Genomic DNA, 24,107 nt, shown 5'->3' with positions numbered 1-24,107 from the left:
TTGGGTACGAAGGATTACCACTGGGACCTGGAATTTTCACCCAGTGGACCTCAATCCTGATGATAGAGCCGCCACCCATGACGATTTCCAACAGCCTTGCCCACGCTTTTCCCCCGCATTCTTCCATTGCCAGCGACACGCTGGAGCCAGTCGAACAGGTAGCTGTAGAGCCTGACCGCGAAAGCCCCCACCTATCTGCCCCTGGCGATTCCCCCCGGGCCAGGGGCGACAGTGCGTTGGCGCAGAACTACGGCAAGGCATTGCAGGGCTTCAGCGGCGTTCCCGCCCACGACAACGCGATCATGGTGGATATTCCGCCGAATTCAACATTTGGCCAGTGGTGGAAGTTACTAGGCAATGCCGCTCGGTCGCCGGAGTTCCTCGACTGGCGGCTCACGGTCAGAGCCCTGCCCGACTCGATCAAAATCCTGCCGCAAAGTGGTCAAGTCACCTACCGTGTAACCCCAGATGTTTCGCTCAATGCGCCCTTACAGTTGCGTGCGAGCGAGGACAAGCGCTGGTCGGCGGTGCGAGAACCGTTAATGAATATCGGAGGGGTCATCTCCGACAGGAACAGGCCGTTTCCCCTTCCGTCGTCCGAGAGCGCCAACCGTGCGCCGGCCTGGCTGGTTGGGCAGTTCTACAAAGAGCCGACGCGAATCGCCCCTTCCGAACTCCAGCAACGCGCCGCCGAGCTGGAGCGCGATAAAACCTTTGCCCCGCTTGACCCCGCTGTATTCCCTGGGCTCCAGGAAACCCGCAGCGAGGACGCACTCGAGCAGCAGCAGACGCTGCTGGGGAACATCAACAACCGGCACCAAGCGACTGTGTTGTTGAAGCATCTGGGGACAGTGCTTGCCTCAGGCAGCCTTCAGCTGTCGCAGGTCCCCGCGTATCTGCGTGAAACCACCTTCGAATTGAACCCCCACTCCTCATACGAACGGGACCGAGACGTGCAGCAAGGAGGCGTGGCTAGCCTGGCTGATTTTCTTGAATACCACGGCTTTGAAAAACCCGGCACCGCACAGGAAGTGGAGAACCTCAGGCTATTCCTCCTCACCCCCACACCGCGAAGCCCCGTCCATGGTAACTACGGCGGTGCCCTGTCCTGGCCGCAGCCGATTGACACGGACACCCAGCGCCAACTGTTGGCGTTCTTGCAGCACGGCAATGTGGGTGACCTGAACCTGGGGAGCAACCGCAATGTGTTGGAAGCGTTGATGCCAGGTGTAGCAGTCGAAGCCCACGAGCTTCGCAACCCACGGCAACTGCTCGACCGCATCATCCAGTCGCCCAAGGGCCAGGCGCTGGGGGCGGCCATCCAGGCCAAGTTCAACACACTGTCGGTCAAAGGCAGCGTCAATGACTGGTTAATGGCGGCCTTGAACCTGAATTACACCGATGCATTCACCCAGGCAACCTTGCCCCAGAAGCACATTTCAGGCTTTGACCTGGCCGGCCAGCAGCTTAAAGGCAAACCTTTATCAGAGACGGCCCAGCGTGTGGCCGACCATTTGTACTACGTCACGAAAGAGGCTTCGTCACCGGAAAAAGCCAATATCCAGGCCAACCTGAAACTGGCCTCCAAGGCGCCAGAGTTGCTGGTCAAGGATATCCCCGCCACGGTCACTCACGGCTCCCCCGCCCACGTCAGCTTCAGTACGGCGGTGGCGCGCATAGAAGCCGAGACGCCGGGCCGGGCATCCACCATGAGTTACGGCGAGGTCATGTTGTACGCGGATATCGCCCCGGTGTCCCAGGCTCAGCGTCAGATCGAATATGTCGCCCAGCATGACGCGCTCAAGGAATGGGGCCTGACCAACAGCATCGTCACGAGTGTGACGTCGCCCGCAGATATGCAAACCATCGCCGACGCCTTTAACCAACAGGTCGGCGAACTGCGAACAGCTTCCGAAGCACAGCGCACGCCCGCGCCGGCGTCTCGCAAGGAGATGGCCCTGGCCGAACTGCGCGAAGTTTTGGGCGATGACGCGCGCCTGGAACTGAAGTGCATCGTACTGGACACTTACGATAAAGATCGACCCGGGCCCTATTCGATATTGGACTTGTACATGGAGAACATGCTGCACAACCCGCCCAATGTGCCCTACCACCCGGCCAGGCACAACAATGCGTCACACCCCAATCAATGGGTGATCGAGCCTTACACACCACCGCGCAGGGGCCCCGGACGCTCTGCTGCCAACACGCCCAACTTCACCCTCGAGGAGGTCTTGAGCAAGACGCAAAACCTGAAAAATATCAGCAGGGAATTCGTCAGTGAGTTCCAACAGTTTGGTCGCGCCCTCGACAGCAGCGTCGCCACGCAGGTCAAGCACCTGATCGCCCAGTTGCCGCTGGAGGACCGGCAGAATATCGAATACGGAAGCCTTTCGATCTTCAAGGAGTTCAAGGGCGAACATCAGCTCAGCGGTATCGTCCGGGTCCCCGCTGCCGACGGCAACCCTGTGCTATTGAAAGTGATGCGCGACGGGATTGCCCATACCTATGAACTGAATGTCCAGAAGAACACGCTCACCAAACGCGGGGACCTCGGCGATTTCCAGCCCGGTTATCAGCCTGGGGCTCATATAGAAGACGGAAAACCGCGCGATAACAACACGCCGTATACCGACATGGTCCCCGTCACACTGTCCATTCCCGATGAAGGTTCCCCGCTGGTACGGCAACAGCTGCTACAAGAAAACACCGACACCGCCGGGCCGTTGAACAGTTTCGCCAGCCCCCGGAGCGCGGCCATCGGTGCCACGGTGGCCAAGGTCAGCAGCGTATGGGGCGCGCTGGAGGCCGAGGCTCGAGGGGTGACGACGGTTGAGTCCGAGGTACCCTTTTACAAAAAGTTAAATGAGTTGCTTCTTAACCTGATCCCATTACGGTCAGCCATCAAGCATTTTACGGAGGGCAACCTCGGCGAAGGGATCATCGACTTATCACTCGACCTGTTTGGCATCATGACCGTTGGAGCCTCCACCGTAGGGAAACTGGCTAACGTTGCAACCAAGACCCTGTCTGCCGGTAGCAAGGCCTTGCATATAGGAAAGACCCTGGGGTTGAGCGCGATCAGCCTGGTTAATCCGTTGGACGGCGCGGCGGATTTACTGCGCGCTACCGGTCGCGGCGTGGCAAGCGTCGGTAAACGCGTCATCACCGACACGATTCAAGACATCCGGCACCTACGCGGCACCCACACTGGCTACGACTTGGTCGCCGCGAGCAAACAATACGACGCAGCAGCGATGGGTACCTTCAAGACGTCCGGCGAGACCTTGCAAGGTGCCGCGGTTCTTCAGGACGGTAAATGGTATGCCTTTGATACGACGACCCGACGCCCGTTTGGCAAAGCACTGGACGATTTCCAGCCGTCAATACGAGGCGGTACTCAGGAGCTTCATGCGTGGCAAAACACGCAGCACGCGCTCTCGCCGGAGTCGATTCAAATTCGAAAAGACTGGGGAAAGCTATTGGATCGTTACCAGGGCGATGGGGTGACGCCCAGCGCAGCGTTTAAGAGTGGCTATGAGGACGGCGCGCCGGAACTGATTAAAGGCTATGCCAAGGGCATGAAATCAGAAGACGTGATGAAACTGGCGCTACGCCCGGACAAAACAGCAAAAGAGGTGGGCACCTTGGTCCGCCAGCAGGAAAGGCTGGCTGTCCAGCACGGGCTCAACGGCACACAGCATTTCAACGCCCACGTAAATGCCGTCGGAGGAACGTTCACCCCCGTACCTCAGACCTTCTACCTTAGCCAGGTCAACCGCCTTTCCGATGGGCAGTGCGCCGCTCTCTCGCGTACGTTCGCATCGGCCAAGGCGCAAGGAAAAGAACGCGTATTTATTGACAACCTGTACGTTGCCGCCGCCAATCCGCGGGCTGAGGGGTCGCGAGTATTTGCTCGCACATTAGACGATGTGCAAAAAAGCATCAGTATACCGACCATGTTTCACGCCGGTAACCCACAGCGCCAGGTAACGTATCAGGACATGATTACGGAACTGGCCAATGCGCCTGGGGGCAAGACCGTGATGATCGACTCTCCCGGCCATGCGATGGTGGCCGGGTCCGTGCCGGATGGCGACGGTAAGAAGTTCTTTTTTTACGACCCGAATGTTGGGGTGGCCGAGTTTTCAAGCGAGGCCATGATGAGGCGTGGTCTCGAAAAAATATTCAATGACAAGAAGCTGCCGGTCCAATACAAAACTTATAGCAATGACCCCAAAAAACTTGAATTCAAGATCAGCGACCATCACGAGTCGTGGATAAGCACCGCGAGTCTTCATGACAGACCGGTCAAACGGCTTTATGAAGAATCCATCCCGACGACGGTTACTCACCTGAAGCCCCCCGCCCCGACCCACCACATCGCTATGTCGGATTACAAGGACGTCACCGTCACTGACCCGACCGCAATCATCAGCACCCGTGGCATCAGTGATTGTACGGCCCTGGCGGTGCTTACCGACTTGAAAGAGGGTGTCTACCAGAAACGAACATTAATGCACTTCCAAGGCGGCGTGCCGACGACAGAACAACAGCGCGTGCTGAAACAACTGGAGGGATCGTTAGACCAGACAAGCAAAGTGATTTATGTGGGCGGCGATTATGTCCGGACCATTCCGGGATTAGGCATCGCTCTGAAACAAGGTGACGCCGGTGAACAAGTGCTGTTCAACATCGCAAACAAATACCCGGCGTCCACTACGATCGCAACGGCCAACCGTATTGACATAAAACCCGATGGATCGTTTGAACTCTTCGAGGGAACCAACCCAGCACGGGTACTTGATTCACATGCAAAGGACGAGGTGCTTGCCTGGTAATCCTGACCGGCCAGGGGCATCAGCGGTTGTTGGACTGACACATGCAGGTGTCACGCCAACAACCGCAGGATATGTTCTTGCAGCGTATCCAGGTCAAACGGCTTGGCCAGGATCGGCGCCTTGCGTGTGATCGGGCTGTCGCAGTCACGAATTTCCTGCGGGTAGCCACTGATAAAAATCACCTTCAGCTCCGGGCGCAACTTCACCGCCGGCTCGGCGATCTGCACGCCGGTGACGCCGCCAGGCAGGCGATAGTCCGTCACCATGAGGTCCAGGTGCGGTTTACTGGCGAGGATTTCAAAAGCCTGCTCCCCATTGATCGCCTTCAATACCCGATAGCCCAGGCCTTTGAGGTATTCATCCAGGACAAACATAATCGATTCGTCGTCCTCGACGATCAGAACGACATCTTGTGCATCTTCACTCATGGGAAGCCTTTGTCCGGTCAATTGCTGCACTTACGACCATGCAGTCACGCAGAGGTTGCGTCGAAGTGACGATTGTTTTCACGCCGACGCGTCCAGGGGCAGGCACACCCGGAACAGGGCGCCCTCGCCTATCTGGCTCTCCACCTCGATGGTACCGCCATGGGCCGCGACGATCTGTTCGGAAATAAACAGCCCGAGGCCCAGACCGGCGGCCACATGGCTGGCGGACACGCGCTCGAACTGCTGGAAAATGCGCTTCTGATTGTCGGCGCTGATGCCGATCCCGTGGTCCCGCACCTCCAGCCGTGCTTCGCCGTGTTCGCTGTACACCCGCACGCCCACCGGGCTCTTGGCCCCATAGCGCAAGGCGTTGGTCAGCAGGTTGGACACCACTTGCTCGATGCGGAATTCATCCCAGCTGCCCTCCACCGGACCTTCCGCCTCCAGTTGCATGGACGACTCGGCGGCGGCCACTTGCGGCGCGAAGTTTTCCAGCAGGTTGCGCACCAGTTGCGTGAGGTCGAAGCGCGCCGGACGAATCGACAGTTTGCCGGTGCGGATGCGCGACACGTCGAGCATGTCTTCGATCAGCCGGATCAGGCTCTGGATCTGCCGCTCATCGCGGTCGACCATGGCGCGCATCTTCTCCAGGGTGAACGCGGCGGCGTTGTCCCGGGCCAGGTGCATCTTGCGCAGTTGGGTTTCGAGAATCAGCCCGTTGAGTGGCGTGCGGACTTCGTGGGCGACGATCGACATGAAGTCATCGCGCATGCGTACCGCCTGCTCCAACTCTGCCTGAGTGGCCTGCAGGCGCGTCAGCAGCAACTCCTGTTCGCGGCGGCTGCGCTCCAGCGCTTCCACCTGCTGCTTCATCGCCTTGCTCTGGCGGTACAGGTCGACGAACACATTGACCTTGCTCTTCACCGCATGGATATCCAGCGGCTTGTGCAGGAAGTCCACGGCCCCGCTTTCATAACCCTTGAAGGCATAGTTGAGTTCGCGGCCGGCGGCGCTGACGAATACGATCGGGATGTTCTTGGTCTTTTCGGTGCCGCGCATCAGCTCGGCCAACTCGAAACCGTTCATGCCAGGCATCTGCACATCGAGGATCGCCATGGCGAACTCGTGCTCCAGCAACAGGGACAAGGCCTCGTCGGCGCTCAAGGCCTTGAAGACCTGGCGGTCCTCGCGCTTGATCAGCGCTTCGAGGGCCAGCAGGTTTTCCGGCAGATCATCGACGATCAGCAGTTTGGCCTGGATAGTACTTAACATGGGGAAGATTCCAGGGAAGCCAGCAATGAGGCAATGCGGCTCAAGGTCAGAATATGGTCAGGCGTGTGCAGGGCCAGGGCCGCCCGCGGCATCACGGCAATCCGTGCTTCGTCGGGGTCCTGTACGACAGTGATACCGCCCGATTGCTTGACGTGGGCCAGCCCTTGGGCGCCGTCCTGGTTCGCACCGGTCAGCAGTATGGCCAGCAGGCGCTTGCCGTAGACATCGCCGGCCGAGGCGAACAGGTAATCGATGGCGGGCCGGGAATGGTGTACCCGGTCTTCCTGGCTCAAAGACAGGCTGCGGTCATGCTCCACCGACAAATGATAGCCGGGGCTGGCGAAGTACAAGGTGCCCGGTTGGATCACTTCCTTGTCCTGCCCTTCGCGTACCGGAATCTGCAAACGTCGCGCAAACACTTCCGCCAACTGGCTACGGCGCTCGTCCGGCAGGTGCAGCACGGCAATGATCGGCAGCCCGAAGGCCTGCGGCAGATCGCCAAAAATACTCAGCAACGCCTCAACGCCGCCGGCGGACGCGCCGACGACGATGGCTTCTATCCCACACATGGGGTTGGCGGCAGCGTCGTTCATGATTTCCGGTAGATCCGTTCCTGTTTGACCAAGGGCTCGAATTGCTTGTTGTAGGCGGAAAAATCCAGGGTTTCCTTGCTGCCCAGCACCAGGAAGCCACGATGACACAGCGACTCATGAAACAATCCAAACGCCCGATCCTGCAATTTTTTATTGAAGTAAATCAATACATTGCGACATGAAATTAATTGAGTTTCTGAGAACACACTGTCGGTTGCCAAGCTGTGATCGGCGAACGTGACATTCTCGCGCAACGTCTTGTCGAAGATCGCATGATCGTAAGCCGCCGTGTAGTAATCGGCAAAGGAACGCTGCCCACCGGCCTGCTGATAGTTGGCGGTATAGGCACGCACATTCTCCAGGGAAAAAATTCCCTGCTTGGCCTTATCCAGCGATGCCGGGTTGATGTCGGTGGCGTAGATGATGGTGCGTTCCAACAGCCCTTCTTCGCGCAGCAGGATCGCCATGGAGTACACCTCCTCCCCGGTGCTGCAACCGGCGATCCAGATCTTGATCGACGGATACGTCTTGAGCAGCGGCACCACTTCCTGGCGGATCGCGAGGAAGTGCGACGGGTCGCGAAACATCTCGCTGACCGGAATCGTCAAAAACTGCAGCAATTGCATGAACGCTGCCGGATCGTGCAGGACGCGCTCCTGCAACGCCGAAATCGTCGCGCATTCAAACTGGCGCAGGGCGTGGGCCACACGGCGTTTGACCGACGCACCGGAGTAGTCGCGAAAGTCATAGCTGTACTTGAGGTAGATCGCCTCAATCAGCAGGCGCAGCTCAATATCACTGCTTTTTTCCAAAAAACTGCGTTCCACTTAAATACGTTCCATCTTCGGTAACCAGACGCGAATCAGCGAGAACAGGCGATCCAGGTCAATCGGCTTGGCCAGGTAATCGTTGGAGCCGGCCGCCAGGCAACGCTCCTGATCGTCCTTCATGGCCTTGGCCGTCACGGCGATGATCGGCAGCTTCTTCCAGCGCGGGTCCTGGCGGATCAGGGCGGTGGCCTCGTAACCGTCCATTTCCGGCATCATCACGTCCATCAGCACCAGGTCGATATCATCGACTTCATTGAGCCTGGCGATGGCTTCATGGCCGTTACGCCCGATCACCACCACGGCGCCTTTGTGCTCCAGGGCGCTGGTCAGGGCGAAGATGTTGCGCACATCGTCGTCCACCAACAGGATCTTGCGCCCTTCGAAGACCTTGTCGCGGCTGCGCGCGGTCTTGAGCATCTTCTGGCGTTCATGGGACAGCTGCGATTCGACTTTGTGCAAAAAGAGTGTGACTTCGTCGAGCAGGCGCTCCGGCGAACGGGCGCCCTTGATGATGATCGAGCGCGAATACTTGCGCAGCTCGGCCTCTTCGTCGCGGGTCAGGTTGCGCCCGGTGTAGACGATCACTGGCGGGAACGAGCAGATATCCTCGGTGGCCATGCGCTTGAGCAGCTCGTTGCCGAGCATGTCGGGCAACTTGAGGTCGATGATCATGCAGTCGTAGATGTTCGTGCGCAGCAGGTCGAGGGCTTCCTGGGCAAAGCCGACGGCGGTGATCTCGATGTCATCGTCGCCGATCAGGCGGGCAATGCTCTCGCGCTGCAGGTCATCGTCTTCCACCAATAGCACGCGCTTGACCTTCTGGGTCAGCTTGGCTTCCAGGCGCGTGAATATATCCTTGAGCTCTTCGCGGGTGGTGGGTTTCACCGCGTAACCGATGGCGCCCATGTGCATGGCGGCTTCGACGCGGTCTTCCACGGAGATCACATGCACCGGGATGTGGCGGGTATTGGCGTGTTCCTTGAGGCGTTGCAGCACCGTCAGCCCGGAATGGTCCGGCAGGCGCATGTCGAGCAGGATCGCGTCGGGGATGTACTCCTCGGCCAGGCTGTACCCCTCATCCGCGCCATGGGCCACCAGGCAGTGGTAGCCCAACTCATGGGCGAGGTCGAACAGGATGCGCGCGAAGTTCGGTTCGTCTTCCACCACCAGGATGCAGCGCGTGGCGAACGGCGCTTTCTCGCGGTCGTCGGCAAAGCGCGGGATCTGTGTGGCATCGGCCACCGGCAGCGGCGAGACCGCGATGGGCTTGGGCGCCGGGGCGGCAATCACCTGGCGCGGTTGCTCGACAGGCGCAGCGTCTTCCTCGCGTTCGACGTACTGCTCCGGGATGACCAGGGTGAACGTGCTGCCCTGGCCGGGTTCGCTGGTGACGCTGATATAGCCGCCGAGCAACGCGGCCAGGTCGCGGGAAATCGACAAGCCCAGGCCGGTGCCGCCATACCGGCGATTGGTGGTGCCGTCGGCCTGACGGAAGGCTTCGAAGATGCTCTCCTGCTGGTCCGGGGCGATGCCTATCCCGGAATCGCGCACGGTAAAGGCGACACCCTCCCCCGGCGCGCGGGACACCGACAGGCTGACCTGGCCCTGCTCGGTGAACTTGACCGCGTTGGACAGCAGGTTCTTGAGAATCTGCTCCAGGCGCTGGCGATCGGTAAAGAGCATGGTCGGCGTACCTTCCTGCACCTGCACCTGGAACCCCAGCTTGCGATCAGCCGCCAGCGGCTCGAACATCCCGCGCAGGCCATCGACCAGGCGCGCCACGCTGGAGTTTTCCGGGCGCATTTCCAGCTTGCCGGCTTCGACCTTGGAGATATCGAGGATGTCGTTGATCAGGTTGAGCAGGTCATTGCCGGCGGAATAGATCGACTCGGCAAACTTGACTTGCTCGGCGCTGAGGTTTTCCTGAGGGTTCTCCGCCAGCAACTTGGCCAGGATCAGCGAGCTGTTCAGCGGCGTGCGCAGTTCGTGGGACATGTTGGCGAGGAATTCTGATTTGTACTTGCTCGAGCGTTGCAACTCGTCAGCGCGGTCTTCCAGCTCAAGCTGAGCCTGGTTGAGCTCGACGTTCTTGCGGTCCATGGCATCGCGCTGCTCGGCCAGGGTAAGGGTCTGCTCGGCCAATTGCTCGTTGGTCTGCTCGAGTTCCGCCTGTTGCGTTTCCAGGTGGGCCTGGGACTCCTTGAGGATGCGCGATTGCTCTTCCAGCTCTTCGTTGGCGGTCTTGAGCTCTTCCTGCTGCACTTGCAGCTCTTCGTTGAGCTGCTGGGTCTCGGCCAGCACTTCCTGCAAGCGCTGGCGATAGCGGGCGGCTTCGATGGAGGTACCGATATTGCCGGCGATGAGTTCCAGCAGTTCGATGTCGCGCTCCTGCAGCGGGCGCAGGAAACCCAGTTCGATCACGCCGTTGATCCGGTCGTCATCGCTGGTCGGCACCACCAGCACGCTGCGGGTCGTACCCTCGCCCAGGCCGGAACTCACTTTGAAGTAATCCACCGGCACGTCGTCCAGGCGAATCAGGCGACCGAGCTGGGCGGCCTGCCCTACGATGCCTTCGTCGCTGTAGATCGCCTGCTCCTGCTGCTCCTGCTCGCGGGAGAAACCATAGGTGGCCACGCGCTTGAGGCCGCCGTGCTCTTCACGCACATACAGCGCCGCCACCACCGAGCCCATGTACTGGGCAAAGAACTGCAGGATATTGCGTCCCAACATGTTCAGGGTCAGTTGACCGAGCACCTGTTCGGCCAGTTCGGTCTGGCCATTGCGCAGCCAAGCTTGTTGTTCCAGACGCAGTGCGATCTTCTGTTGCGACGCGAAGTTAGCACTGTAACTATCTGAAAGTGATAGTAAATTTTTACGACCAATGTAAGCCAGAAAGCCGCTCAGCCCCAGCACGAACACCAAGTACAGGGTGACGCTGATGAGGGTGGTACGGGTGACTTCCGCGTTGCGGGTAATCCGGAACTGTTGCTCCATCGCCACCGCGTCGTCGTATTCATTGCGAATCTCATCGGTCAGGCGTTTACCCCGGCCGGCTTTCACCGCGCTGCGGTAGTCGCCGTTCTCGCGCTGCATATCAATCATCGACTGGGCGTAGTTGTTCCACTCCAGTTGCAGGCTTTCCAGGCGCTTGAGGCGATCTACCTGCTGCGGGTTGTCCGCCGCCAGTTCCTGCAAATTGTGTAAGTCGGCAATGATCCGCGGCTTGGCCACTTCATACGGGTCGAGGAAATGCTCGTCGCCGGTGATCAGGAAGCCGCGCATGCCGGTTTCCAGGTCAACCGTCAGCTTGGACGTTTCGTTGAGGTTATTGATGACCCGATCGGTGTGCTCTACCCACTGGATCACCGACAACAAATAAGTGATCAGGCACACAAAAAACACCGCACTGAGCACACCCACACCGAGGGGCAGTGCGACGTTGCGGCTCAACAGCTTACGAAAGCTCTTTTCATCGACGGTCGACGCGGGAGTCATGGGCATGCCTTTGCCAAATGCGGAAAAACCGGGAGTTTGCCCCAAAGTTGCGGTTGAACGCTATTTTTCTGCCATGAACCGCTGCAACCCGAAACGGCGCAATCGGGCAACGGCACCCTGAACGCCGCCCATATCCCGTCACAGTTTCAGTTGCTCACACTCCGCCCGTGCTGAACCGGAACCTGGTTGATCAGCCTTTCCACAGACTAAAGCGTCTTGGGAATAAGGAAACTCCGCGAGAAAGGCGCTCACCTTCTGTTCAACAAAACGGTGCTCGTATGACTATTTCCTTGCAAACCCTCCCCAGCGTTTCATTGATGCTGCTCTCCACGCCACCCGCAATACCCGCCGCTACACCGCCGACGTTGACACCCGTCCCCAGCCACGATTCGCCCGCGCCAACGGTGCAGCCGCCAGCCAGCGTCACCGTCGCGCAAAGCGCCAGCCTCAAGGCGAAGCTGGGGCATTATCACAACCTTAAAACACTCGCCGACAAACTCAACGAAATCGCCCTGCGGCTTGGGCCTGACGCCTCCACCCCGACCGTGCAGGCAGCCCTCAAGACCACGCCGATGGACGTTCACCCCGACTCGGCTTATCACAGCGAAGTCGGCGGCAGCACCAGCGTGGATAGCTTTATCAATCGCCAGGGAGGATTGCTTTCACCCTATAGCCATTTATCCCTGACCGGGCTGTCGGACGCCATGGCCGCCCGATCCCAGGCGCACCCGTTGGGTAACCTGGGCGGCGCCCTCAGCTGGCCGGTGCCCTTGAGCGCCGATGAGCAACAACGCTTGCGCACCCGCACCCAGGATTACACCGACCCTCTTGGGCAAAAACAGCCGCTCAAGCACACCACTGGCGGAGTACTGGAGTTCCTGCGGCATCGAACCCCTCTCGCGGCCGAAGCGCTGACGAGCCCGGGCGCGACGTTGAACGCCCTTGTCAGTTCGCCAGAAGCACAATCATTGGGCCACGCGCTTCAGGAACAGATGCAGGGCATTGCCACCGATAGCAGCAGCCTCGATTACCTGCTCGCGGCCGTGATACTGCAGCTGGACCCAGAGTCCATCACCGCCCCCCAACGCAACAACGTGGCCGGCTTCGACCTGGCCGACGACTCACTCAGGGGCAAGTCGGCCGCCCAGATCGTCGATGCCCTGCGCCAACACCTGGTGGCTCAGGGTAAAACCAGCCCAGAACTGGCTGGCGCAGCCGCTCAGCTGCTGCTGGCGGGTCGTGCGCCGGTATTTCTGGTCAAGGACATTCCCGACAGCGTGACCTTTGGCAGCCCGGCCTGGGTCAACCTCGCAATCGCCGCGACGATGGTCGACGCGCACATACCCGGCCGGGTCGCCAATATGAACTTCGCCGCAGTCATGCTGGAAGCCGAACACGCCAGCGGCGCAGACGTGAACATGACGAACACCGCTCAACGCAACGCCTTGATCGATTGGGGCACGGCCAATGGCCTGCTGGAGAAAAAAGCCGAGCATCTGTACGCGTCCGATGAACTGAACAACCTGGTGACTCGCTTCAGCGAACGCCAGTCCGTGATGCTGGCCGCCTCAGAGGCCTTCGACAAAGACATCCCGTCCCGTAAAGCGATGGCATTGGCCGAGCTGAAACAACGCTTTCCCGACAAGGAGGCGCTGTTCGAAGAACCCTTGATTCGCGTCACCCATATGCCGGGCGGGGATATCCGGCGTAGAAATCAGGTGCCGGGCGTGCACTCGCTGCTGGATGTCGCGATGATGGACGTTGGACCCGACGCGGTCTACGGCTCCCGTGACAGCCGTATCCCCGTGGGGGCGTTGAACGCCAATCCCGAGTTTGGGGTGGCCACGGCGTTCGAGTCGCAATTCAAGCAGGTGATCGAGGAAAAGAAGAACGCCGTCGGCACGTATATCAAGCACTTGATCAGCCAGTTGCCGGCAGACGACCGAAAAAACTTTGAATATGGCAACGTCACTTTTTATCAAAATCACGCCCATAAACTTGGGCTGGGTTTGTTCAGTGACAAAACCGAGCTGCCCAAAGGCGAAGAACTACTGGTAAGGATCGAGCGCGGTGGGGTGACCACGGCCTATGAGATCGACTTCAACGCCGGCGCTATCCGCAGTATTCCGCAGTGGCAGGCACAGCCTGGCTCTTCAAGGAAGGCGAATATCGTCTCCGAAACAAAGGTGTTCACCCCCAGCGCCGGTCAAGCCACGCTTGACACAGAGCAGACACCGCCTGGCGATTCACCCAGCGATACCTTCGCCTCGCCCCGCATCCAACTGATCGCCGATGCCTTCGTTGAACATATCAACCTCGATGATCCGGCGATCAAGCAACAGGCGCGTGGCCTCACCACCGACGACAATATTCGGAACCGGTCCGACATGATTGAAAACTTCCTGTTGGACCTGGTCCCTTTGCGCTCCGCGATCAACCACTTCCGCAACGGCAACATTGCTGAAGGCTTGATCGATCTGAGCCTGGACGCGTTCGGCATCGTGACGGCGGGTGTGGGTGCGGCCGGAAAAGTGGTCAAGATCGCAGGGACCACCGTTTCGGCGGCGACCAAGGTGGCACGGTCGGCCAAAGTCATCGGCATGGCCACGTTCGGCGCATTCAACCCGCTGAGCGGCGCAGGCGACCTGGCGGTTGGCGGGGCTCGCCTGGCCGGTGGCGGGCTCAAGTTCCTCGGTGCCAAAGGCGCGCAAGGTGTGAACGCATTGCGTGGCGCGTCGGGCCGTTACGACCTGCTCAAAGCCGCCAGCAACGAGCATGGCGTCGTCGCCACAGGCACCGTGAAGATCGGCGAACACAGTATCGACGGTGCCGCGGTGCTGAAAAATGGCCAATGGTATGCCTTCGACGCGGAAAAAATGCGCGCCTACGGCGGGCCACTCCAGGGCTTCGCACCCACCACGGTGTCGGCGAAGGGGCAGATCAACCAGAGCTTCACCGACTGGCTCTACAAGAAGCTGGCGGGCGAAATACAGTCGCCGGAGGGCCCGCCGACCGTACTCGGTCAATATGCACCCAAAGAGTTCGAAAACGAGTTAAAACGCGCGCAACGCCCCGAGAAGGTTTCCGACTTCAACGCCGGCTATGCGAACGGTGACCCGCACAAGGTGCCGGGTTTCTCATCAGACTCGACGATTCTCGAGCTTCAGATGCTGATCTCCCGTGGGTGGCTGGGCGCCGAAGACGTCGGCACGCTGGTCAAACAGATCGAACGCAAGAAAGTCAGACTGATCCAGGAAGGCTTTACCCTGTTCCAGCGGGATATCCACGCCGTCGGCGGCACCTTGACCCCGATGCCCCAGGAGTTTTACCTCAGCCAAGTCAATCTGGCTTCACCAGGCGAATGTGCGGGTATCGCCAATACCCTGGCACTGTCCATGCAATCGGGCCAAGAGACGACCTACCTGGGCAATATGTTCAAGGCGGCCGCCGATCCACAGGACCCTGCGGCGACGCAGTTCATCCGCACCCTCAGGTCGTTTCATGAAGCAGTCAAACACGTGGATACCTTTCATATGGGCAAGCAGCCCAGGCAGATTCCCTATCATCAGATCGCCACCGAGCTGACCGATGCGAGCCCGCCAAGGAGCCTGAGGATTGCAACGAAGGATCACGCCCTGCTGGCCGGCGTCATGGTGCGTGACGACAAACCCGTCTGGTTCTACTTCGATCCGAATTTCGGGATGGCCCAATTTGACTCGGCCGAGGCCATGAAAAATGGCCTGGAACGTACCCTGAACCGCGGCACCAGCCCGTTTCAGCATCGGGCATACGGTACGAATCCGGGCACGCCTGAGTATCAGGTGAGTTATTTTGAGTCCGGTGACATGCAGTTCTACCGCGATTCCGCACAGGTCCACCGTATCGCGTCGGTCCCGTTGTAGTTTTTCCGCCCCTGACGCGACATTCTCCGGCGCGAAGCTCACAATGCCAGCAATTTTTCGGAACTTGCTGGCCTTGTCGCTACTCACTAGTGGATTGCCTTTAGACCTGTCGCGCCCAGCACCTTCACTTTTTCAGGAATGTTCACTATGTCGGCACCCACCTCAACCATTCTCGTAGTCGAAGACGACTCCATTGTGCGTATGCTGATCGTCGATGTACTCGAAGAGCTGGGGTTCGGTGTGCTGGAGGCTGAAGACGCCAAATCGGCGCTTGAATTCGTAGAGGACACAAATAAAGTCATTGATCTGATGATGACCGATGTCGGCCTGCCGGATATGAATGGCCGGGACTTGGCCACCCAGGCGCGTAACCTGCGCCCGCAACTGCCGGTCCTGTTTGCCAGTGGTTATCCCGAGAGCATCGAGGTTCAGCCGGGCATGCAATCGATCGCCAAGCCGTTCTCCATCGATCAATTGCGCAATAAGGTTAAGCAAATGCTTGACGCAGCCTGACGTTGCGTTTTTGTCCAATGCCGCCCACAGGGGCGGCATTTTTACGTCAAGCTGTACGTCATACCGGGATTAACGTGACGTTCGGCCAATAAAGTTGGAAACTCGCCGCTTTGCCACACCATTCAATAGTACTCCTCACAAGCCCTCTGGAAGGACGCAACAACATGATTGGAAAACCGACGCGCCTGCTGTTGGCGAGCCTCTCGATACTCATGAGCTCTGGCGCCTGGGCCGACTTCACGGCCACCCCCTCTGAGGCTCGGGCAATCGCCAAGGAAGCCTATTTGTATGGTTACCCGGTCGTGGAAATGTACAAAACGCTCTACACCCAGGCGGTCGACAAGGGCGGCGTCAACTTCAAGGCGCCGTTCAACCATATCGGCAACACCGCCCAGGTCTTCACCCCCAAAGACACCACACTGGCCACGCCAAACCCCGACACGCCCTACTCCTTCGTCTGGATGGACCTGCGTAGCGAGCCGCTGGTGCTGACGCTGCCCAAGATCGAAGACAACCGCTATTACTCGGTGCAACTGGTCGACCTCTATACACATAACTTCGCGTACCTGGGCACGCGCAACACCGGCAACAATGGCGGCCACTACATGATCGCCGGGCCCGACTGGAAAGGTCAGCAGCCGGTCGATGTGGATCGCGTGGTGTATAGCGAAAGTAACCTCGCTTATGCGCTGTACCGCACGCAGTTGTTTGATGAAAAGGACCTGAACAAGGTCAAGCAGATCCAGAATGGCTACAAAGTGCAGTCGCTCAGCAGCTATGTGAAACAGGCCGCCCCGGCCAAAGCGCCGAAGATCGATTGGCCCAAACCGCTGGCCAACATGACCGAAGGCCCGCAACTGTTTCGCTACTTGAACTTCATGCTCGCCTTCGCTGCCCCCCAGGACAGCGAGAAAGACCAGCTCGCACGCTTTGCCACCATCGGCATCGCACCGGGTGCGCCGTTCAAGGTCAACCAGTTGAGCGCCGAACAGCGTAAAGCGCTGGAAGACGGGATCGCCGACGCCAAGGCTGAGTTCGCGGCGTTCAAAAAAGACAAACTCGACACCCAGCAGGTCGCCATAGGCGACCTGTTCGGCAACCGCGATCACCTGAAAAACAACGACCTGTACCGCTATGCCGGTGCCGAGGTGGGGCTTTTCGGCAACTCTGCCGATGAAGCCACCTACTTCAATTACGTCGTCGACAGTGAAGGCAAGCCCGCCAACGGCGCGCGCCATAGCTACACCGTCCACTTCGCCAAGGACCAACTGCCGCCGGTCGACGCCTTCTGGTCACTGACCCTGTACAACGCCAAGACCAAGTTGCTGGTGCCCAACCACAAAAAGCGCTATGTGATCAATTCGCGGATGTTGCCCAACCTCAAACTGGACGCCGATGGTGGCCTGACCCTGGCGCTGCAACACCACGAACCGCCAAAAGCCGAACAGAGCAACTGGTTACCTGCACCGCCCGGCCCGTTCTACGCGGTGTTGCGCCTGTACCTGCCCAAACCCGAGGCGAACAACGGCCAGTGGAAGCTGCCGCCGCTGACGCCACTGAAGTGATACGGTCGGCGACTTACCGCTTTTTCAGTTTCAGATACGACTGATGCAAATCCGACGCCCAACCGTCGATCACGCTTTTCACGTCATTGGGCGTCATCACCTGCGAGTCGTTTTCCAGCGGCTTGCCGGTGCCCTTGCGTACTACCTCGGCAACCACCTTGCCGTTGGCGCCGTCGAGAAACTGCGCCTCGGTGCCCAGCACCGTGTCCTGGTCGCGGATGCCGGTGCCGCTACTCACCGCAGCGGCCACCAGGGCGACCGGCACGAACTCATAAGGTTTCAGACCCTGGGTTTTGCTGCTGACTGCCGTAATCGCCGCACGCACCACTAACACTCCGGCGCCGGGCCCTTGGGCAAGGGGCAATGACTTGCCGACTTCGCGCTTGAGGGCCTGGTTGAAGTAGTCATTGATGCCACGCAACGTGCTCTCAGGAATTTTCGCGGTGGCTTGGGGCCTGGGGTAAAACTGCGTCGGTTCGATATACACCGCGTTGTAGCGGCTCATATCCAGTTTCGGATCGACCCAACGCAGCACCTCGACGCCCGAAGGCGACTTGGCCGGCTTGAGGCGGCTGTAATCGGACAGGAATCCTGAATACTCATCCGGTTGCGTGACTTGGCTGGCACAGCCCACCATCCCGATCGTGGCGATGCAGAGCGTGCTGATCATTAGCCTTAGTTTCATCATCGAACTCCTTGGCAGTCATCATCAGAACGTTGAGCTGTAGGTATAGCCAATCCTGGGAAAAAGCGCTGAAAAGCTCAGCCGCGCTCGCGCGGAATCAGGCTCTGCAACTGTGCGGCCAGGAAGTTCGCGTTGAAGGCGAAGGTGTCCGGGTCTTTCAAACCGTTGGTTTTCTTCCACAACCAGTCGTTTTTGTCCGCCGGCAGCACCAGTGAAACACTGCCGTGCCGTGCCGCCGTCAGGCCCATGACCGACACCGAAATCAAGCCGCCGACGCCCATCACGTCCGGCACGAACTCCACATTCTTGCCGGTGATCTGCACGGTGAGTTTTTCGCTCTTGAACGGCGATGTCTCCACCGGAACGCTCGGGCCGCTGGCGACATACGCTTCACGGTGGACTTCAAGCAAACCAGCGGTATTGACCGGTTCCAGCCATTGCTCGATCTGCTGGAACAGCTCGCCGAGCTTTAGCGCCCAGCGCGCCGATTGCACCTCGAACTGCTGTTTTTTGTGCGCTTCGCTATCGGCGTAATGACGAAGCATCTCGCCCAGTTGCTGTACATCATCCATTGCGGTTTTCCTCGGGTGAGCCGTAGTGCGAACCGCGATCATGGCAGATGCGGCAACTCACCGTATGATTAACGCCTGCGAAACAGCGGGCGCGGCTCGATCACACTACGCCCGTACTGCACGCTCATCCCCGCCAGCCCTTTCAGGGCGTCTTCAGCCGATTTGTCCGCGCGCACCGCAAACGCATCGAACCCGCACTGGCGCATGTGGCTGAGCTGATCGCGTAGCACATCGCCAATCGCCCGTAACTCGCCTCGCCAGCCCATACGCGTGCGCAACAGATAGGCCTGGCTATAGGCGCGGCCGTCACGAAAGCTGGGGAAATCCAGGGCAATCAGCGGCAGCGTGGCGAGCCAGGGCTGCAGCAGTTCGACCTCATCATCCGGGCCCAGCCACACGCCATGCCCCGGCGCATAGGACGCCAGCGGCAGGATCAGTGCAGCGCCCTCCGGCACCTCGTCACGCACCAACACCCACGGATCATCCGCCACCAGACGCGCCTGCCCCTGCTCAAGCTTCAACAGATTGTTCATGCCGGCTGCTCCGCGTACACCTGCTCCTTGAACGGCTCCAGGCCAATGCGCTGCACGGTATCGACAAAGCGTTCTTCGCTTTCGCGGTAGCGCACGAAGGTGCTGATCACGCGCTCGATCACATCCGGAATCTCGGCGGCGCTGAACGACGGGCCGATCACTTTGCCCAGTGAACTGTGTTTGCCCTGGGCCCCGCCGAGGGTGATCTGATACCACTCACTGCCATTCTTATCGACGCCCAGGATGCCGATATTGCCGATGTGGTGATGGCCGCAGGCATTGATGCAGCCGGAGATGTTCAGGCTGATGTCACCCAGGTCGTGCAGGTAGTCAAGGTTGTCGAAGCGCTGCTGGATCGCCTGGGCGATGGGGATCGACTTGGCATTGGCCAGGGCGCAGAAGTCACCGCCGGGGCAGGCGATGATGTCGGTCAACAGGCCGATATTCGCCGCGCCCAGGCCGTGTTCGCAGGCCAGGCGCCACACGGCATGCAGATGCTCCTTGGGCACATCCGGCAACACTATGTTCTGTTCATGGGCGATACGGATTTCGCCAAAACCGAACCGCTCCGCCCACTCGGCCACGGCCTCCATTTGCGGGGCGCTGACGTCGCCGGGCGGCGCGCTGATGCCGGGCTTGGTGGACAACACCACGCTGGCGTAGCCCGCGACTTTATGCGGCATGACGTTACGGCTGACCCAGCGCGCAAAGCCCGGGTTGTCGGCCAGTTCGGTGCCGTAGGCCAGGCTGGTATCGCTGAGCGACGCATACGCCGGCGGTACGAAGGCCGACGCCACGCGCGCGTATTCGGCATCGGTCAACTGCGCCGGGCCATCGCGCAGGTACTGCCATTCTTCCTCCACCTCCTGGGAAAACGCGTCGATCCCCAGCGCCTTGACCAGGATCTTGATGCGCGCCTTGTACTTGTTGTCCCGCCGGCCATGCCGGTTGTACACGCGCAACACCGCCTCGACGTAGGACAGCAGGTGCCGCCACGGCAAGCCCTCGCGAATCTGCAAGCCGAGGATCGGCGTGCGGCCCAGGCCGCCGCCCACCATCACGCGCAGCAGCATCTCGCCTTGGTCATCACGGTAAAGGTACAGGCCGATGTCATGCATCATGATCGCCGCGCGGTCTTCGCGGGCCGAGCAGATGGCGATCTTGAACTTGCGCGGCAGGAACAGGAATTCCGGGTTGATGGTCGACCACTGGCGCAGAATCTCCGCCAACGGGCGCGGGTCCAGCAGCTCGTCGGCCGCGACCCCGGCAAAGGCTTCGGTGGTGATATTGCGCACGCAGTTACCGGAGGTCTGGATCGCATGCATGTCCACCTGGGCCAGGCGTTCGAGGATGTCGGGCACCTGGTGCAGCTCGATCCAGTTGAACTGCAGGTTCTGCCGGGTGGTGAAGTGGCCGTAGCCACGGTCGTAGTCGCGGGCGATGCTGGCCAGGGTACGCATCTGTTCGGCGCTCAAGGTGCCGTAGGGAATCGCCACCCGCAGCATGTAGGCATGCTTTTGCAGGTACAGGCCGTTCTGCAGGCGCAAGGGCAGAAACTCTTCTTCGCTCAATTCGCCGGCGATAAAACGCTCGACCTGATCACGAAATTGCGCCACGCGCTCGAACACCAGCGCCCGGTCGTATGCATCGTACTGGTACATATCACCGCCTCATCAGGGTTGGCCGCGTCCCAGGGCGCGGCTTCTAGGGGGGCGACTATGCGCCTGCGGCGCAGGGCATTAAAGATTCAGGTGCAGGCTTAAAAAGCGGATCAGATGGGCTATAAGCCTTGCTTTCACGCCGAATAAACTGATCCGTAGTAATCAGCTTTTTCTGAGTCTGTTTTGTTTTACCCACACTTCCTACAGTGCCTGCCACTTGGAACCGTGGGAGGACTGAGCATGAGCACAGCAACAATCGGACAGGCCTATAACTACAAGGTCGTCCGCCAATTCGTGATTGCCACCATCGTCTGGGGCGTGGTGGGCATGGCCATGGGCGTGTGGATCGCTTCGCAGCTGGTCTGGCCGGAAATGAACCTCGATTTGCCCTGGACGACTTTTGGCCGACTGCGACCGTTGCACACCAGCCTGGTGATCTTCGGGTTCGCCGGCAGCGCGCAGTTCGCCGCCAGTTATTACGCGGTACAGCGCACCTGCCAGGTGCGGCTGTTTTCCGACAAGCTCGCCGCATTTACCTTCTGGGGTTGGCAATCGGTCATCGTGATCATGTTGATCAGCCTGCCGTTGGGCTACACCACCACCAAGGAATACGCCGAGATCGAATTCTCCGGCGCGGTATGGATGACGGTGGTATGGGTGGCCTACGCCATCGTGTTTTTCACCACCGTGGTACGCCGCCAGACCCGGCACATCTACGTGGGCAACTGGTTTTTCGGCGCGTTCATCCTGGTGATCGCCATGCTGCATGTGGTCAACCACCTGGCGATTCCGGTGGACTGGTTCAAGTCCTACCCGGTGTATTCCGGCGCCACCGATGCGATGGTGCAATGGTGGTACGGGCATAACGCCGTGGGCTTTTTCCTGACCACCGGCTTCCTGGGGATGATGTACTACTTCGTGCCGAAACAAGTCGGACGGCCGGTGTATTCCTATCGCCTGTCCATCGTGCATTTCTGGGCGCTGATCACCTTGTACATCTGGGCCGGTCCGCACCACTTGCATTACACGGCGCTGCCGGACTGGGCGCAGTCGCTGGGCATGGCGATGTCGCTGATCCTGCTCGCGCCGAGCTGGGGTGGCATGATCAACGGCATGATGACCTTGTCGGGCGCCTGGCATAAGTTGCGCAGCGACCCGATCCTGCGCTTTTTGGTGTTGTCGCTGGCGTTCTACGGCATGTCGACGTTCGAAGGGCCGATGATGGCGATCAAGACCGTCAACGCCCTCTCCCACTACACTGACTGGACCATCGGCCACGTCCATGCCGGCGCGTTGGGCTGGGTGGCGATGATCACCTTCGGCTCGCTGTACCACATGATCCCGAAAGTCTTCGGCCGCCAGCAGATGCACAGCGTGACGCTGATCAACCTGCACTTCTGGCTGGCGACCATCGGCACCGTGCTGTACATCGCCTCGATGTGGGTCAACGGCATTACCCAGGGCCTGATGTGGCGTGCGATCAACGATGACGGCACCCTCACCTACTCGTTTGTCGAGGCCTTGCAGGCCAGCCATCCGGGGTTTGTGGTGCGCTTTGCCGGTGGCGTGTTGTTTCTCAGCGGCATGCTGCTGATGGCCTACAACACCTGGCGCACGGTGCGGGTCGCCGACTTGCGGGTTGCGCAGCTTGACGCGAGGATCGTCTGATGTGGAGCTTTCTGATGGTGGTGTGCCTGTATGGCGCGGTGGAGTACTGTTTGCGCGGTCAATCCGAGGAGACGCTGGATGAGGCCAGTTTGATTCCGTTCGCCGACGACCCGGAGGTGGCGCGCCGGGTGGAGCTGGCCACCGGCAAACAGATCCACGCGGTGGCAGCGGAGCAAGCCAGGCCGGGCTGGGGCAATCTGGATATGTGAAACTGCTCCGCTGATTTGGCGCGCAACTGCGTATGACTATTCGGCGGCCGATGGGTAAGGTGATGCGATATTTCTTGTCAGGAGCATCGCATGCACACCATCGGCCTGATCGGCGGCATGAGCTGGGAGTCCAGCGCCGAGTACTACCGCATCATCAACCAGCGCGTGCGCGACCAGCTCGGTCCGCTGCGTTCGGCGCAACTGCTGATGTACAGCGTGGACTTCGGTCCGGTGGAACAGGCCCAGCATGCCGGACGCTGGGACGACGCCGCGCTGATCCTCGAGGATGCCGCGCGCCGCCTGCAAGCCGGGGGGGCCGAATGCGTGGTGCTGTGTACCAACACCATGCATTTGGTGGCGCCGCGGATCGAAGCGGCGGTGTCGATTCCCTTTCTGCATATTGCCGATGCCGCAGGTGCCGCGGCCGTCGCCGCCGGCACCCTGACCGTGGGTTTACTCGGCACCGCGTTCACCATGGAACAGGACTTTCTCACCTCGCGCCTGGCCGCCCACGGCCTGAACGTGCTGGTGCCCGATGCGAACGAGCGCCAGGCCGTCCACCGGATCATCTATGAGGAATTGTGCGTCGGCGTGATCAGCGAGGCGTCACGCCAGGTCTATCAGCGCGTGATCGCCTCCCTGGCCGCACGCGGCGCCCAGGCAATCATCCTGGGCTGCACGGAAATCGGCCTGCTGATCAAACCCGAACACAGCAACCTGCCGCTGCTCGACACCACGGTGCTGCATGCGCAGGCAGCGGTGGCGTTCGCGTTACGGGACTAAGCCGAGCGGCGCAGGCGCGCCATGCTCAGGGTGTCGACGAAGACACCGTCGCGCAGGGCGTAATCGCGCAGCAGCCCTTCCACTTCGAAGCCGAATTTGCGGTACAGGTTGTGGGCCGCTTCGTTGTCGGCATACACCGTGAGTTCCACGCGGTGCAGGTTCATCCAGTTGTCGGCTACGTCCAACGCGGCCGTCAACAGGCGAGAGCCCACACCTTTGCCTTGCCAGGCTGGCGTCACGCCCATGCCGAACGAACCGACATGGCTCTGACGCACGCGCAGGTACTGTTCCAGGCCGAGCTGGCCGACCACTTCCCCGCCATGCAGCGCCACCAGTTGCAGACGCCGCTCATTATCTGTCACCAGCTTGTTGCGCCACGCCTCGACGGACTGGAACGGCATCTGTAGCACCTGACGACACACAGCCGGCTCGTTGTAGAGCGCGGCGACACCTTCAAGATGGGCCTCGGTAAAGCGCTGGATCACGATATGGGGTTCAGGTGCGTGCATTGTGTTTCATCCGTTGAAAGACAAGTGGCCGGCCAGTTTCGCGGCTTA

Annotated in this window: 17 protein-coding genes; 7 read left to right on the top strand and 10 right to left on the bottom strand. The window is 60.0% G+C overall.

From position 1 onward, the window contains the following. Positions 1–77 precede the first annotated feature (77 nt). Entirely contained in the window at positions 78–4,841 is a 4,764-nt protein-coding gene (locus NR164_RS01875; protein WP_256822181.1) for a hypothetical protein, read from the top strand. 50 nt (positions 4,842–4,891) lie between these two features. Here NR164_RS01875 and NR164_RS01870 read toward each other — a convergent pair whose 3' ends face one another. The 5 genes from NR164_RS01870 to NR164_RS01850 form a co-directional block, all read right to left on the bottom strand. After that, entirely contained in the window at positions 4,892–5,269 is a 378-nt protein-coding gene (locus NR164_RS01870; RefSeq protein ID WP_017846270.1) for a response regulator, read from the bottom strand. Between the two features lie 78 nt (positions 5,270–5,347). Continuing rightward, the gene (locus NR164_RS01865) at positions 5,348–6,541 is read right to left on the bottom strand and encodes a hybrid sensor histidine kinase/response regulator (protein ID WP_046383509.1); all 1,194 of its coding nucleotides are present in this window, start codon (positions 6,539–6,541) and stop codon (positions 5,348–5,350) included. Next, entirely contained in the window at positions 6,535–7,134 is a 600-nt protein-coding gene (locus NR164_RS01860) for a chemotaxis protein CheB (protein WP_017846272.1), read from the bottom strand. The genes NR164_RS01865 and NR164_RS01860 overlap by 7 nt, the downstream gene beginning before the upstream one ends. After that, positions 7,131–7,961, bottom strand: coding sequence for a protein-glutamate O-methyltransferase CheR (locus NR164_RS01855; protein ID WP_169884331.1), 831 nt, complete (start codon positions 7,959–7,961; stop codon positions 7,131–7,133). Before NR164_RS01855 ends, NR164_RS01860 begins: the two co-directional genes overlap by 4 nt. Next, the gene (locus NR164_RS01850) at positions 7,962–11,459 is read right to left on the bottom strand and encodes a response regulator (RefSeq protein ID WP_256822180.1); all 3,498 of its coding nucleotides are present in this window, start codon (positions 11,457–11,459) and stop codon (positions 7,962–7,964) included. Positions 11,460–11,626: 167 nt separating this feature from the next. On the opposite strand from NR164_RS01850, the gene NR164_RS01845 reads away from it, so the two are divergent. The 3 genes from NR164_RS01845 to NR164_RS01835 all read left to right on the top strand — a co-directional run bounded on the left by NR164_RS01845 (position 11,627) and on the right by NR164_RS01835 (position 17,439). Next, positions 11,627–15,361, top strand: coding sequence for a hypothetical protein (locus tag NR164_RS01845; RefSeq protein ID WP_256822179.1), 3,735 nt, complete (start codon positions 11,627–11,629; stop codon positions 15,359–15,361). A 147-nt stretch (positions 15,362–15,508) separates the two neighbouring features. Further along, a complete protein-coding gene (locus NR164_RS01840) occupies positions 15,509–15,874 on the top strand; it encodes a response regulator (protein WP_079443878.1) in 366 nt (121 codons plus the stop codon). A 164-nt stretch (positions 15,875–16,038) separates the two neighbouring features. Further along, positions 16,039–17,439, top strand: a complete 1,401-nt coding sequence (locus tag NR164_RS01835) for a DUF1254 domain-containing protein (RefSeq protein WP_256822178.1) — start codon at positions 16,039–16,041, stop codon at positions 17,437–17,439. Between the two features lie 13 nt (positions 17,440–17,452). Here the strand turns inward: NR164_RS01835 and NR164_RS01830 are convergent, their stop codons facing one another. The 4 genes from NR164_RS01830 to NR164_RS01815 all read right to left on the bottom strand — a co-directional run bounded on the left by NR164_RS01830 (position 17,453) and on the right by NR164_RS01815 (position 20,890). After that, positions 17,453–18,124: a DUF3313 domain-containing protein gene (locus NR164_RS01830; RefSeq protein ID WP_026139938.1), complete on the bottom strand. Its 672-nt coding sequence runs from the start codon at positions 18,122–18,124 to the stop codon at positions 17,453–17,455. A 77-nt stretch (positions 18,125–18,201) separates the two neighbouring features. Then, a complete protein-coding gene (locus NR164_RS01825; protein WP_046383514.1) occupies positions 18,202–18,696 on the bottom strand; it encodes a hypothetical protein in 495 nt (164 codons plus the stop codon). Between the two features lie 68 nt (positions 18,697–18,764). Beyond that, positions 18,765–19,229 (bottom strand): DUF934 domain-containing protein, encoded by a 465-nt coding sequence (locus NR164_RS01820; protein WP_057004157.1) that lies wholly within the window; start codon positions 19,227–19,229, stop codon positions 18,765–18,767. Then, entirely contained in the window at positions 19,226–20,890 is a 1,665-nt protein-coding gene (locus NR164_RS01815) for a nitrite/sulfite reductase (protein ID WP_256822177.1), read from the bottom strand. The genes NR164_RS01820 and NR164_RS01815 overlap by 4 nt, the downstream gene beginning before the upstream one ends. A 240-nt stretch (positions 20,891–21,130) precedes the next feature. Here NR164_RS01815 and ccoN point away from each other — a divergent pair, with 240 nt between their 5' ends. The 3 genes from ccoN (at position 21,131) to NR164_RS01800 (ending at position 23,550) form a co-directional block, all read left to right on the top strand. Beyond that, positions 21,131–22,558, top strand: coding sequence for a cytochrome-c oxidase, cbb3-type subunit I (gene ccoN, locus NR164_RS01810; protein ID WP_017846282.1), 1,428 nt, complete (start codon positions 21,131–21,133; stop codon positions 22,556–22,558). Continuing rightward, positions 22,558–22,767: a cbb3-type cytochrome c oxidase subunit 3 gene (locus NR164_RS01805; RefSeq protein WP_046383517.1), complete on the top strand. Its 210-nt coding sequence runs from the start codon at positions 22,558–22,560 to the stop codon at positions 22,765–22,767. Before ccoN ends, NR164_RS01805 begins: the two co-directional genes overlap by 1 nt. Positions 22,768–22,857: 90 nt before the next feature. Then, a complete protein-coding gene (locus NR164_RS01800) occupies positions 22,858–23,550 on the top strand; it encodes an aspartate/glutamate racemase family protein (protein ID WP_046383518.1) in 693 nt (230 codons plus the stop codon). Here NR164_RS01800 and NR164_RS01795 read toward each other — a convergent pair. Further along, a complete protein-coding gene (locus NR164_RS01795; RefSeq protein ID WP_104903231.1) occupies positions 23,547–24,059 on the bottom strand; it encodes a GNAT family N-acetyltransferase in 513 nt (170 codons plus the stop codon). The two genes, NR164_RS01800 and NR164_RS01795, sit on opposite strands and share 4 nt — an antisense overlap. Between the last annotated feature and the right edge of the window lie 48 nt (positions 24,060–24,107).

Source organism: Pseudomonas sp. Pse79, assembly GCF_024519615.1.
GTDB classification, from domain to species: Bacteria; Pseudomonadota; Gammaproteobacteria; order Pseudomonadales; family Pseudomonadaceae; genus Aquipseudomonas; species Aquipseudomonas veronii.
Note: the sequence above shows the minus strand (reverse complement) of the source record. Positions and strands in the feature narration are given on the sequence as shown.